This window comes from Desertimonas flava (assembly GCF_003426815.1).
Taxonomy (GTDB): domain Bacteria; phylum Actinomycetota; class Acidimicrobiia; order Acidimicrobiales; family Ilumatobacteraceae; genus Desertimonas; species Desertimonas flava.
The window spans coordinates 1-12922 of sequence record NZ_QKYK01000038.1 but is presented as its reverse complement, the minus strand read 5'-3'; the positions used below and the strand labels follow the sequence as shown (position 1 = coordinate 12922).

Sequence of the window (12922 nt, the reverse complement as noted above, 5' to 3'; positions counted from 1 at the left end):
GCGCCGGCGCCCGCTACTTGGACGGACGGTACGGCTGACCCTCGGCGGCGGGGGCGATCGCCCGGCCGAGGGCGCCGGCGACGACGACGAGGGTCACCATGAACGGGAGCGCCTGGAAGAACTCGCTCGGGATCCCGAAGTCCCCGATGGACACCTTGAGGAACTGCAGGCGTGAGCCGAGGGCCCGGGTGAAGCCGAACAGGATCGACGCGGCGAGTGCTCCCCACGGGTTCCACTTGCCGATGATCAGGGCGGCGAGGGCGATGAACCCGGCGGAGTTCGTCATGTTGTCCTCGAAGCCGGACTGCGACTCCATCGAGAACCACGCTCCGCCGAGCCCGGCGATCAGACCGCCGACGACGACCGCCTGGTAACGCATCTTGACGACGTTGATGCCGACCGTTTCGGCGGCGTGGGGGTGCTCGCCACAGGCGCGGACGCGCAGACCCCACGGCGTGCGGTAGAGCACGAGCCACGTGAGGAACACGATCCCGTAGGCCATGAACCCGATCGGGCGGCCGGTGAAGAGTGTCGGCCCGACGATGGGGATGTGGGAGAGCTGGGGAATGGCGATGTCGGACGTCGACTGCCCGCTGCTGAACCCGCTCGGCACGATCACCTGGGAGCGGAGAAACCCGGTGAGGCCCAGCGCCAGCAGGTTGATCACCACGCCGGAGACGATCTGGTTGATCTGGAACGTCACGGTCAGCAGGGCGTGGAGGAGCGCCGTGACGCCGCCTGCGAGCACGGCGATCAGGATGCCGAGCCAGAGCCACGTCGTGCCGGAGGCTTCGGCGATGACCGCGTAGGACATGTAGCCGATGCCGGCCGCCGCGAGCATCTGACCCTCGATGCCGATGTTGACGATGCCCGAACGCTCGCACCACAGCCCGGTCATCGAGCCGAGGATGAACGGGGTGGCGAGGAACAGCGACTCGTCGAGGAGGTTGGTCACGTTCGTCATCGGCGACGACGACAGGGCGAGGCCGAGGGCGACCACGAGCGGCAGCGCCGTCAGGCCGGCCACCGACTGGACGATGGTGGTGAACCGGCGGGGGACGGTGATGCCGAGCGGCGCGAGCGACAGCACTCCGGCGGCGATCCAGATCCAGCCGATGACGGCCACGAAGGTCTGGGGCTGGAACGAGAACGTGAGGGGATCAGGCGGCGGTTCGAACGCGAACGTGCGCTGCTCGTCGATCAGGTTGGGGGCGATGGCGAAGGCGATCAGGGCGCCGATGACGACGAACACCAGGCCGAGCACCTGAGGGCGGCCGAACGCCAGGCGGACGCGAGTGTCGGACGACTCGTCGGGGGAGACGCTCGGGAGGGACGAGATGGCCAGATCGCTCATGCCGACCCCAGTCCCGACGTCGCCACTTCGGGAGCGCCACCGGTCGCCCGTTCCGACCGAACGCGGAACACCCACCGGACGATGGCGTCGGCGGCGACGAACAACAGCACCATCGCCTGGATGATGCGTACGACGTCGATGGACACGCCCGCCTCCTGTTGCATCAGCGGCGCCCCGGCGCGCAGGGCACCCCACAGGAACGCCGACGGGATGATGGCGAGCGGGTTGGCGCGGGCCAGCATGGCGATGGCGATGCCGTCGAAGCCCATGCCCGCGAACGTGCCGGGCTGGAAGAAGTGGTTGGTCCCGGCCACTTCCGACGCTCCGGAGAGGCCGGCGCAGCCACCGGCGATGACCATGGCCATGATCATCATGCGGTTGACGTTGATGCCGGCGTAGTGGGCAGCATTGGGGTTCGTCCCCGTCGTGATGGTCGAGAAGCCGAACGTCGTGCGACGGAGCACCCACCACACCACGATGGCGGCGATCACGAGGACGAAGATCCCGGCGTGGAGCGGCGGGTTGCTGGACACGAACCGGGGGAGGTAGGCGGTGGTGGAGATCGGTTTGGTGCGGGGCACCGACGCACCCGCGTCGAGCAGGACGACCGGGTCGCGCGACTCGGCGATCCAGCGCGACCCGAACAGGGCGATCCAGTTCAGCATGATCGTCGTGATCACCTCGTGGGCGCCGGTCTTGGCGCGCAGCACGCCTGGGACACTGCCCCATGCGGCGCCCCCGATGAACCCGGCCAGCACGATGATGGGCACGGCCACGATCGACGGCACGTCGTACATGAACGCCCACGTGCCGGCCCATGCGGCGGCGAGGCCGCCCACCAGGAGTTGACCCTCGGCGCCGATGTTGAACAGGCCCGCCCGCATGGCGAAGGCGAGGGCCAGGGCCGATCCGATGTAGGGCACCGACTTGGCCAGGGAGCCGGCGACGCGGGTGCCCGACCCGAACATGCCCCGCAGCAGCGCCCAGTAGGCGTCGAACGGGTTGACGCCGACGATGGCGATGAGCACGCCACCGACGACGAAGGAGAGCAAGACGGCCAGCAACGGGACGATGACGGGCTGGATGTCCCACCAGGTCCGCACGTGGCGCATGAGGTCGACGCGCTGCGTGCGCGGAGCGGGGCTGTTCACGACATCGCCTCCGAGGCGCCGGCAAGCGCGGTTCCCGACTCCGGTTCGTCGTCGGGCTGGTGTCCGGTGGCCATGAGATAGCCGAGCTCGTCGCGGGTCGCCGTGGCGCCGTCGAACTCGCCGACGATGCGGCCGCGGTACATCACGCCGATGCGGTCGGCCAGCGACATGATCTCGTCGAGCTCGGCCGAGACGAGGAACACGGCGGCGCCGCGGTCACGCAAGGCGATGATCTCGCGGTGGATGAACTCGATCGAGCCGACGTCCAACCCGCGGGTCGGCTGGGCGACGAAGAGGACCTCGACGTTGTCGGCGAGCTCGCGGCCGATGACCAGCTTCTGCTGGTTGCCACCCGAGAGCGTGCTGGCGGCGACGTCGATGCCCGGCGTGCGCACGTCGAAGGCGGCCACGACGCGGCGGGCCTCCTCGTCGATGGCGTCGCGGTCGCGGACCCCGCGGCGGGCGAACGGGGCCCTGTCGAAGCGGTTGAGCACGATGTTGTCGGCGATCGAGTAGGACCCGACGAGGCCGTGCTTGGCGCGGTCTTCGGGGATGTGGGCGGTGCCCAGCTCGGACACCTGCTTGGGCGACATCTTGGTGGCGTCGCGGCCGGCGATCGTGACCGTCCCGCCCGCCTTGACGCGCATCCCGGTGAGCGCCTCGACGAGCTCGCGCTGCCCGTTGCCCTCGACGCCCGCGATGCCGAACACCTCGCCGCGCTTCACGTCGACGGAGAAGTCGTTCACCGTCTGGACGCCGCGGTCGTCGAGCACTCGCAGCCCCCGCACCGACAGGGCGACGTCACCGGGTCGAGCGGGCGGCTTGTCGACGCGGAACACGACGTCGCGTCCCACCATCAAGTTGGCGAGCGACTGCTGGGTGGCCGTTTCCGGATCGGCCTCTCCGGCCACGCGGCCGTTGCGCAGCACGGTGATGTGGTCGGCGACGGCGAGCACCTCACGGAGCTTGTGGGTGATGAAGACGATCGACTTGCCCTGGTCGACGAGGCTGCGGACGACGCCGAAGAACTCGTCGACCTCGCCGGGGGTGAGCACGGCCGTCGGCTCGTCGAGGATGAGGATGTCGGCGCGCCGGTAGAGCGCCTTCACGAGCTCGACCCGCTGCTGCTCGCCGACGGACAGGTCGCCCACCTTGGCGTCGGGGTCGACGTGCAGGCCGTACCGGGTGCCGAGCTCGCGGATCTGCCGGCGCGCCGCCCGCATGTCGAGGAGGCCGGCCCGGCGGATCTCGCTGCCGAGCACGACGTTCTCGGCCACGGTGAACACCGGGATCAGCTGGAAGTGCTGGTGGACCATGCCGATGCCCCGGGCGATGGCGTCGTCGGCGCCATTGAACTGCACCGGCTCGCCGCGCACGAGCATCTCGCCCTCGGTCGGCTGGTAGAGGCCGAACACGACGTTCATCAGCGTGCTCTTGCCGGCGCCGTTCTCCCCGAGGAGGCAGTGGATCTCACCCTCACGGAGGATGAAGTCGACGTCCTTGTTGGCGACGACCCCGGGGAAGACCTTGGTGATCCCGCGGAGCTCCAACACGGGAGGTGCATGGTTCATGAGAGGTTCATGAGTGGCTCATGTCGTTGCGTTCCCACCCCTGGCCGCCTGCATCTGCGGCATCGTAGACGCGGCGGAGGGGGTCGGCCAGTGTGGCCGACCCCCTCCGGATCAGTGGGATAGGACCGGGGTCAGGCTCCGGTGGTGGCCGGGGCCTCGCTGCCCTCGGCCGGGGCCTCGCTCCCCTCAGCGGCGCCGCCGTCGCAGGCCGAGCCCTCGCCGATGAACAGGCCGTCGATGGCGCAGATGCCCGTGGTGATCGAGCCGTCGGCGAGACCGGCGAGCGCCGCCTCGGCCGCGGCCGTGACCTCGGCGGGGACGTCGGCGTCATGGGCCGGGGCGAAGGCGATCTGGTTGTTGGAGGCGTCGCCCACGTACAGGCCGCCCTCGAACTCGCCGGCGACGGCGGCGGCGATCAGCTGGAACGTCGACAGGTCGACGCGCTTGACGGCCGAGCTGGCGAGGTACTCCGAGCCCGCCGCGGTACCGCCGGCGAACGTCGTGAAGTACTCGTCCTGGTCGACGCCGATGCCCCAGACGCCCTGCTCAGCGGCCGCGGAGACGCCACCCGAGCCGGTCTGGCCGCCGGCGCCGAAGATGACGTCGGCGCCCTCACCGATGAACTGGTTGGCGGTGGACGCACCCGAGGCCGGGTCGGTGAAGCTGTCGCTGTACACCGACAGCACGGTGATGTCGGGATTGACCGACTGCGCGCCGACGGTGTAGCCGTTGACGAGCTTGACGACGGGCGGGACGGTCTCGAGACCGCCGACGACGCCGATGACGCCGCTCTGGCTCAGCGAGGCGGCGATGACGCCGGCGAGGTAGCCGGCCTGGTCCTCGGCGAACTGCTCGCCGGCCATGTTCGCCGGGTATTCGTCGAGGTATTGGTCGACGCCGATGAAGCTGACGTCGGGGTTGGCCTCGGCGGCCGCCTTGGTGTCGTCGGTGAGCAAGAAGCCGACGGTGACGACGACGTTCGGGTTGCTCTCGAGCGACGTGGCGATGTTCGACGCGTAGTCGGACTGGGCCACGGTCTCGATGAAGCTCGTGTCCTCGATACCGAAGCACTCGTTGGCCGCGGTCATGCCGTCGTACGCGAACTGGTTGAACGTGCCGTCGTCGACCTTGCCGATGTCGGTGACGAGATTCACGCGGAAGCCGTCGGGGGCCTGGAGGCCCTCGTAGCTGGCGCAGGCGTCCTCGAGCGTGATGTAGGAGCTGCTGCCCTCGGCAGCAGCCGAGCCCTCGGCCGCCTCGGAGCCGGGGGGCGCGGTCGTCGCCGACACCGCAGCGCTGGTGGTGAGGCCGGCGGTCACAACCGTCGCGGCCAAGGCAAGCGCAGGCTTGCTCCTCATGGGTCCCCCTTTTGGGTTCGTGTGGTCGTTCGGTCAGGGCAGGATTGGAGCGGACGTTCCAGCCAGTGCCCGCGTGCGGTGCATTCGCTCGGCGCACAGCACTGCGTACCATACAGCGGCGATGGGCACGTCTGCTGCGGGGTGGGAGGATGATGAGCGGGGCAGGCGGTCCGGACCGGTCCGCCGCCCGGTGAGCGAGCGGCGGTATCTCGTTCGCCGCTTCGCCGTGCTCGCGGCGTTCGGCCTGCTGATCTACGGCGGCATCCGCGTGGTGGGCACGCTGACCGATGGTGAGGCCTCGGGCGGTGAGCCCGAGCTGTCGACGGCCCCGGCGTCGTCCACCAGCGTGGCGGTGGCCTTGGCGCCGACCGTGGCGCCGACCACGTTGCCAGTGACCGTGGCCGACGAGCCGGTCGGCACCCCGACCGACGAGGACCCGGCGCGGATCCTCGTGGTCGGCGACTCGGATGCCGGCACGTTCGGTCCGTACCTGCGGAACATCCTCGACGCCGACGACACGCTCGGCGACCTGACCGAGGTCACGCTCGAGTTCAAGGCCGCCACCGGTCTCGCCCGTCCCGACCACTACGACTGGGTGGCCCACCTCGGCGACGCCCTCGCCGCCCACGATCCCGACATCGTGATCGCCAGCTGGGGCGGCAACGACGGTCAGGGACTGTCGGAGCGCTGCGAGAGCGGCCGCGAGGGCTGCTCGATCGACTGGGTCGTCGGCGACCCGGTGAACAACACGGAGGAGTGGACCGAGGAGTACTCGCGGCGCGTGAACGAGGTGCTCGACATGATGCTCGAGGGTGGGCGCCGCGTGATCTGGGTCGGCATCCCGAACTCGTCGAACCCCGACCAGACGGCGGCGATGAAGGTGCAGGACCAGGCGGTCCGCGCCGTCGTGGCCGAGCGCGACGGGGTCGTGTTCGTCGACACGTGGGACATGTTCGCGGGAGCCAACGGCAACTGGGCCGAGTACGTGCCCGACCCGCGCGACGGCAAGGCCAAGGACATCCGCGCCGCCGACGGGTTCCACCTCAACGAGGTCGGTGCCGAGATCCTCGCCCTGGCGATCTTCGACGAGGTCGAGGTCGCCCTACGCGACCTCGGGGCCGAGGTCTAGGCGGGGATGCTCGGCGCGTCCGGCCGCTTGGCCCGTCTCCGGCTCGCGCCGGACGGCCGGCCCCGACCCGACGCACCATTCGGCCGAGGTCCGGTCGCCGCCCGGGTGCTGGCCAAGGTGATCAGCGGGGCCGTCTGGGCCGGGTCCCGAACGCCCTCGCCGGTGGCCCACGGTCTGGCGACGGTCGGCGGTCATCTGGAATGGGCGGCGCGTCCGGCCAAGCGCCGCCGCCTCGCGGCCAACCTCTCCCACGCCATCGGGCTGCCGGCCGGTGATCGCCGGGTCCGCCGGGCCGTGCGGCGTGAGCTGGTCAACGAGGCCCATCGGTCGGCCGACCTGCTGTGGGCGCTCGGACGGCCGGACGAGTTTCTCGCCGCGGTCGAGTTGGACGGGATCGAACACGCCCAGGCCGCCGCGGCCACGGGGCGTGGTGTCGTGCTCGCCGGCCTCCACGTCGGCGGCTGGGAGCTGGCGACGGTGATCCCCAAGGCGGTGCTGCCGGTGCCGGCCACCGCCATCGTCGCCGACGACTGGCTGGCGTGGGCGATCCAGCACATGCGCAACGGGGTCGGCCTGCACATCGTCTACCGGTCGGCGCCCGTGAGCCGCCTCGGCGCCCTGCTCAAGGCGGGGGAGGCCCTCGTCGTGCTCAGCGACGACGCCAACGGCGACCAGCCGCGACTCCACAAGGTGGAGTTCTGCGACACCGTGGCCGAACTGCCGGCTGGGGCGGTGACGCTCGCCCGGCTCTACCAGTCGCCGATCGTCGGATTCGCCATCGTCCGCCTCGGCCCCCGCAAGTGGCGGGCGATCGTCGACCCTCCCCTCGAGCCGCCGGCGCGACGCTCCGGTGCCGCCGGTGACCTCGAGACCCTGCAGGTCCTCGCCCATCGCTGGACCGCACTGGTCCGGGAGTACCCGGACCAGTGGTCGGCCAGCTACGACATCGCCTGGCTCGAGTAGCGCCCGACTCCCAAGCGGCGCCCCAGGGGGTCAGGCCGGGCAGTCGTTGCGTGCCTGGCTCTGGAACCCGCAGTACTCGTCCTGGGGCACGATCCAGCTGCCGTCGACGTTGATCAGCGTGGCCGGAAGCTCGCCATAGGGCTGCTCGGTGCCGTTGAACGCGAGCGTGTACGTGATCGACGCGGTGTCGCCGTCGATCGTCACGCTCTTGACCGAGGACGCGATCCCGCCGACCACCTCGGCGGCGGCCGGATAGCCCTCGATGGTGGCCCGCAGCGCCTCGGCGTTCTCGATGAACGGGGCCTGCTCGTCGAACGTCCGCGACGAGTCGGTCACGGTCTCCCACGCCGTCGCGACCGCCTGTTGGTCGGCATCGAAGGCGGCGCCGGCCGGCACGCTGCTGCCCGGCGTGGAGCTGCCGGGCACGCTGCTGCTGCTCCCGCCACCGCCGCCGGCCAACGACGGAGGTTGCAGGATGCTGTCGATCACCTGCACGGAGGCGTCGTCGAGGACGATGTCGGGACAGATGACGCTGGCCTGCCCCCCGTTGAGCACGAGGGTCTCACCGTCGAGGGCGAATTCGATGGCGTCCCCGCCGATCGTCGCCACCGATCCCGCCTCGGCGAGGTCGGCGGTGGTCAGCGACTGGCCCGGCACCAGGTGATAGTCGAGCAGGGTGGTGAGCATCGCTTCGTCGGCGAGGATCGCGTCGAGCACACCGTCGGGAAGGACGTCGAACGCCGTGTTCACCGGGATGAAGAGCGTGAGCGGCGGCTCGGCCTCGAGCAGCTGCGCCGACGAGGAGTCGACGGCCTCGACGAAGGTGGTGATGTCGGGCGCTTCGAGGCCGGCGGCGATCGCCGCGCAGTCGACGGCTGCCGCCTCGTCGGGCGCGGTGCCGGCCGACGCCGGTGCGGCGGAGGCGGCGACGCCGACGATGCCGGCGATACCGGCGATGGCGTAGGTGAGGCGGGTGCGCATGGTGAGCTCCTGTGGGGGTTGACGGTCAGGATTCGGTGGGACGGTGGATGGCCGTGGCCAGCTCGGCGACGAGCTGTCCGGTGCGGGGTCCGAGGCCGTAGAGGTACTGGGTCTCGAACTGCAGGATCCGGTGATCGGGATCGGCGCCGGCAGGGGTCTCGGCGATTCCGGGGACGGCGAGTAGTCCCTCGAGTCCGCCGACGGACTCGAGCCCGTTCGACGGGACGATGATGAAGTCGGGGGCGATCTCGATGATCGCCTCGGTCGAGAGCTCGCCGAAGTCGTCGACGCCGAGCTCGGTGCCGACGTCGAGGCCGCCGGCCGCCTCGATCACGGCGTCGATCCCGCTGCCCCGCCCGAACACGTACTGCACGCGTTCGCCGCGCAGGTAGAGGGCGAGGACGAGCGGTCGACCGTTCTCGGCCACGCCCTCGGTCGCGGTGGCGACGCCGGCCTCGAGCTCGCGCTCGAAGTCGGCGACGAGTCGTTCCCCGTCGTCGGGAACGCCGAGCGTTGAGGCGACCGCCCGCACCTTGTACGCCGGCGCCTGCAGGTCGGCGTGGTGCTCGATGGTCACGACGTCGACGCCGGCCGCCTCGAGTGCCGTGAACACCTCGAGCGGTCCGGCCCGATCGTCGGTGAGCACCAGGGTCGGCTCGTAGGCGAGGATCGTCTCGGCGTCGAGCGCACGCTGGTAGCCGATCTTCGGCGTGTCCTGAGCCTCGTCCGGATAGGTGGCCGAGAGATCGGTGGCGACCACGTGCTCCCCGAACCCGAGCGCGTACACGACCTCGGTGAGGTCGCCGGTGACCGACACGATGCGGCTGGGGTCGTCGACGGGAGGAAAGGACTCGGCGATGTCGTCGGGTGAGATCCCCGGCACGTCGGTCGGTGGGCTGGAGGCGGCCGCTGCGCCCTGGACGAGGACGAGCCCGGCGACCGCTGCGATCGTGGCGAGCCGGCGGCCGGCGGAGGAGGTAATGGCTGCCTTCAGCACAATGTTCGGGGAGCTTACTGCACGCCGGCGGGGGTGGCCAGGCTGTCGACCACCTCGACATCGGGTAGCTCGAGCAGCATCTGGGGAGGGCCGACCACCTTGCACGAGCGGCTGCCGCCGCCGACGACGATGCGCTCACGGTGCATGACGGCGGCGTCGATCCACAGCGGTAGCCCGGGCGGCAGGCCGAACGGTGTGACGCCCCCGACCGTCATCCCGGTGAGGGCTTCGGTGTCGCCGGCCCCGGCGAACGACGCCTTCTTCGTACCGAGGCGCTTGCGCACCACGCGGTTCACGTCGAGCCGCGTCGTGGCGAGCACGACGCACACCGCGTACGTCGGCGGGTCCGACTTGCCGATCACGACGATGGCATTGGCCGAGTCCTCCGGCGAGTAGCCGTAGGCCTCACAGAAGGCGGCCGTGTCGGCGAGGTCGGGGTCGCACTCGATGACCTCGACGCCCGCGGTCCGAGACGCGGCTGCTGCCGAACGGACCCGCTGCTCGATGTCGGCCGTGTCCGTCATGTCGGTCGTATCGGTCGTGTCGTCGTGGCTCACCGGCCCATCCTGCCCTCCATCCGGTCGTCACGTGGGCATCTACCCTGGCGACGTGCCGGACGATGCCCTCACCGCCGAGACCGTCGAACTGCTCCAGGCGTTGATCCGCAATCGATGCGTCAACGACGGTGCCCCGGATTCGGGGGGCGAGTCGCGCAACGCCGACGCGCTGCTCAGCATCGTCGAGCTTCCCGGCGTGGACATCGAGCGATGGGAACCGGTCCCCGGCCGGGCCTCGTTCGTCGCTCGGCTGGCAGGCCGTGATCCGGACGCGCCGAGCCTGTGCCTGATGGGCCACACGGACGTCGTCCCCGTCGACCCCGACGGTTGGGATCGCGATCCGTTCGGTGGCGAACTGGTCACCAACGCGGACGGCGTCGACGAGGTGTGGGGGCGCGGCGCCGTCGACATGCTCAACCTGACCGCATCGATGGCCGTCGCCTTCCGCGACACGGTCCGCCGTGGTATGCGTCCTCGCGGCGATCTCGTCTACTTCGCCGTCGCCGACGAGGAGGCCGGCAGCACGTACGGCGCCCGCTGGGTGGCCGAGCACCATCGTGACGCCATCGCCGTCGACAACGTGCTCACCGAGAACGGTGGCATCCACGATGGCGGCGACGATGCGCCCGTCGTCAGCGTCACCGTTGCCGAGAAGGGCGTCGCCTGGAGACGGCTGCGGATCACCGGGACGCCGGGCCACGGCTCGATGCCGTTCCGCTCGGACAACGCTCTCGTCAAGACGGCGGCCATCGTGCAGCGTCTCGCCGACTATCGCCCGGCGCCGCGGTTCCACGAACTGTGGCGCGACCGGGTTCGCCACATGGACGTGCCCGACGACATCCGGACGGCGCTGCTCGACGAGCACGCCATCGACGACCTGCTCGACATCGTCCCCAACCGTGCCGCGGCCGCCCATCTCCACGCCTGCACCCACACGACGTTCTCGCCCAACATGGTCGGGGGCAGTGTGATGAAGACCAACGTCATCCCCGGTCGGGTCGACCTCGACGTCGACGTGCGCACGATGCCCGGCGAGTCGGCCGACGAGGTGGACGCCCACCTCCGTGCCGCGCTCGGCGATCTCTACGACGACGTCGAGGTGACCGTGCTGATGAACGACCCGGCGTCGGCGAGCCGCACCGACACGCCGCTGTGGGACTCGATGCAGCGGGCCGTCTCCGTGCCGTTCCCCGGCGCCCAGCTCCATCCGTCCTTCGCCGTCGGCTTCACCGACGCCCGCGTGTTCCGCGACCTCGGCTCCATCGCCTACGGCGCCGGCCTCTTCAGCCGCACGCTCGACGCCGCCGAGTACGGGCGCCGCTTCCACGGCCACAACGAGCGCGTCGACGTCGAATCGCTCGCCCTCACCACCCAGTTCTGGCGCCGGGTCATCGACGACTTCGGCGCGTGATTCAGGTGCCGGTGTCGATGACCGTCGGCGGCGGGCCGTTCGTGACGAGGTCGGCGACGAGCTCCGGCAGGCGGCGGGGCGCGAAGAACTCCGTGTCGGACGTGGGGTAGGCGGCCAGCTCGTCGGGCGTCCACCACTGCATGTGCATCAGGTTCTCGGCCTCCAGCTGTTCGCGGGTGAGCTGTGGTGCCGGATCGAACGGTGGCGTGCGGACGAGGAAGAATCGATCGTGCTGCCCGTCCCACTGCCCGTCGATGAACGGGACGATGTGCGTGCGCTCCCAGATCTGCGGACCGATCGTCGCCGTCGCGCCGATCCCGAGCTCCTCGTCGAGCTCGCGGCGTAGCGCGACCTCGGTCGGCTCACCAGGTTCCATCCCGCCGCCGGGCGTGCCCCAGAGGTTGATCTCCCGCAGCAGCCACCGAACGAGCAGCACGTTGTCGTCGGTGTCGATCACCACGGCCCGGACGGCCTCACGGATTCGCAGGCCCTCGACCTGCACCGGCTCAGTCACCGGGCGTGTCGCGCAAGCCGTCGTTGAACGACTTGTAGAGGTCGTACACCGACTTGCACTCCTGGCACATCGGCAGCTGCTTGGGGTCGCGCGACGGGATCCACACGTAACCGCACAGCGCCTCGACCGGCGTGCCGTAGATGCGCGCCTCCATCACCTTGGCGGTCGCCGACTCGCCCGGTTTCACCTTCACGATGTGCGCGTGATGGGGCTGATCGGTGTCGGGTGTGACGTCGACATCGGGACGGGTCTCGACGGGGGAGGTCACCAACTCAGGCACCCCTCCAGTCAATCATTTCTGTTGCGTTCCCCGGCCACGCAGGCCGGCGCGCCGGCCGGCTCCGCTAGCGCTCCGCCGGCCTACCCCGGAGCACCTCGGGACGCTCGCTGCGCTCGCTGAACCCGATCGCGTTGTTGGCGGCTGCGTTCCCCGGCCACGCAGGCCGGCGCGCCGGCCGGCTCCGCTAGCGCTCCGCCGGCCTACCCCGGAGCACCTCGGGACGCTCGCTGCGCTCGCTGAACCCGATCGCGTTGTTCGCGGTTGCGTTCCCCGGCCACGCAGGCCGGCGCGCCGGCCGGCTCCGCGTGGGCGCCGTCAGGCGGCGCGGATTTCGGTGTGGTCGGGGCGGTAGGTGTGCCAGTGGCCGTGGGGGTCGCGCCGCGTCGAGAAGCCGGAGGTGGATTTGACGCGGTTGTGGTGGCCGCATCCGATCCCGGCGTTGACGAGATCGGTGCTGCCTCCGTGTTGCCATTCGGTGAGGTGGTCGATCTGGCAGTGCGAGTCCCGGCCACAACCGGGATGGGTACATCGTCCGTTGCGATCCAACACACCTTGGAGGATGGCGGCGTCTCGGGCGGTGCCGGTGAACAGCCGGCTGCGCCGGCCCAAGTCGATGACGACCCCGGCGGCGTCGACGACGACGCGGCGCACGTGCC

12 protein-coding genes and 1 pseudogene are annotated in these 12922 nt (G+C 70.5%); 3 read left to right on the top strand and 10 right to left on the bottom strand.

The features are described 5' to 3' along the window. Positions 1–13: 13 nt before the first annotated feature. The 4 genes from DN771_RS25950 to DN771_RS25935 form a co-directional block, all read right to left on the bottom strand. Positions 14–1354: an ABC transporter permease gene (locus tag DN771_RS25950; RefSeq protein WP_117000483.1), complete on the bottom strand. Its 1341-nt coding sequence runs from the start codon at positions 1352–1354 to the stop codon at positions 14–16. Continuing rightward, positions 1351–2505 carry an ABC transporter permease gene (locus DN771_RS25945; protein ID WP_117000482.1) on the bottom strand — a complete coding sequence of 385 codons (1155 nt, stop codon included), beginning with the start codon at positions 2503–2505 and terminating at the stop codon, positions 1351–1353. The genes DN771_RS25950 and DN771_RS25945 overlap by 4 nt, the downstream gene beginning before the upstream one ends. Further along, positions 2502–4076 (bottom strand): ABC transporter ATP-binding protein, encoded by a 1575-nt coding sequence (locus DN771_RS25940; RefSeq protein WP_117000481.1) that lies wholly within the window; start codon positions 4074–4076, stop codon positions 2502–2504. The genes DN771_RS25945 and DN771_RS25940 overlap by 4 nt, the downstream gene beginning before the upstream one ends. A 131-nt stretch (positions 4077–4207) precedes the next feature. Continuing rightward, positions 4208–5434, bottom strand: a complete 1227-nt coding sequence (locus tag DN771_RS25935; protein ID WP_117000480.1) for a BMP family ABC transporter substrate-binding protein — start codon at positions 5432–5434, stop codon at positions 4208–4210. Between the two features lie 121 nt (positions 5435–5555). Here DN771_RS25935 and DN771_RS25930 point away from each other — a divergent pair, with 121 nt between their 5' ends. Further along, positions 5556–6563, top strand: a complete 1008-nt coding sequence (locus tag DN771_RS25930) for an SGNH/GDSL hydrolase family protein (RefSeq protein WP_162942419.1) — start codon at positions 5556–5558, stop codon at positions 6561–6563. A 6-nt stretch (positions 6564–6569) separates the two neighbouring features. Continuing rightward, the gene (locus tag DN771_RS25925) at positions 6570–7526 is read left to right on the top strand and encodes a lysophospholipid acyltransferase family protein (RefSeq protein ID WP_117000478.1); all 957 of its coding nucleotides are present in this window, start codon (positions 6570–6572) and stop codon (positions 7524–7526) included. A 30-nt stretch (positions 7527–7556) separates the two neighbouring features. Here DN771_RS25925 and DN771_RS25920 read toward each other — a convergent pair whose 3' ends face one another. Genes DN771_RS25920 through DN771_RS25910 form a run of 3 tightly spaced genes read right to left on the bottom strand, consistent with a single transcriptional unit; the run spans position 7557 to position 10061 of the window. Next, positions 7557–8507 carry a fasciclin domain-containing protein gene (locus tag DN771_RS25920; RefSeq protein WP_117000477.1) on the bottom strand — a complete coding sequence of 317 codons (951 nt, stop codon included), beginning with the start codon at positions 8505–8507 and terminating at the stop codon, positions 7557–7559. A gap of 25 nt (positions 8508–8532) precedes the next feature. Continuing rightward, on the bottom strand, positions 8533–9504 hold the full coding sequence (locus DN771_RS25915) for a heme/hemin ABC transporter substrate-binding protein (RefSeq protein WP_162942418.1): 972 nt from the start codon (positions 9502–9504) through the stop codon (positions 8533–8535). A 14-nt stretch (positions 9505–9518) separates the two neighbouring features. Next, positions 9519–10061: a YbaK/EbsC family protein gene (locus DN771_RS25910; RefSeq protein WP_227462486.1), complete on the bottom strand. Its 543-nt coding sequence runs from the start codon at positions 10059–10061 to the stop codon at positions 9519–9521. A 52-nt stretch (positions 10062–10113) separates the two neighbouring features. Here DN771_RS25910 and DN771_RS25905 point away from each other — a divergent pair, with 52 nt between their 5' ends. Continuing rightward, positions 10114–11472, top strand: coding sequence for a M20/M25/M40 family metallo-hydrolase (locus DN771_RS25905; RefSeq protein ID WP_227462485.1), 1359 nt, complete (start codon positions 10114–10116; stop codon positions 11470–11472). A 1-nt stretch (position 11473) separates the two neighbouring features. Here DN771_RS25905 and DN771_RS25900 read toward each other — a convergent pair whose 3' ends face one another. From DN771_RS25900 to DN771_RS25890, 3 genes and pseudogenes are all read right to left on the bottom strand, one after another. After that, entirely contained in the window at positions 11474–11986 is a 513-nt protein-coding gene (locus DN771_RS25900) for an NUDIX domain-containing protein (RefSeq protein ID WP_117000473.1), read from the bottom strand. Beyond that, positions 11979–12266: a DUF3039 domain-containing protein gene (locus tag DN771_RS25895; RefSeq protein WP_162942417.1), complete on the bottom strand. Its 288-nt coding sequence runs from the start codon at positions 12264–12266 to the stop codon at positions 11979–11981. Before DN771_RS25895 ends, DN771_RS25900 begins: the two co-directional genes overlap by 8 nt. Before the next feature lie 315 nt (positions 12267–12581). Next, positions 12582–12922: pseudogene (locus DN771_RS25890) on the bottom strand (HNH endonuclease signature motif containing protein); the annotation flags it as partial.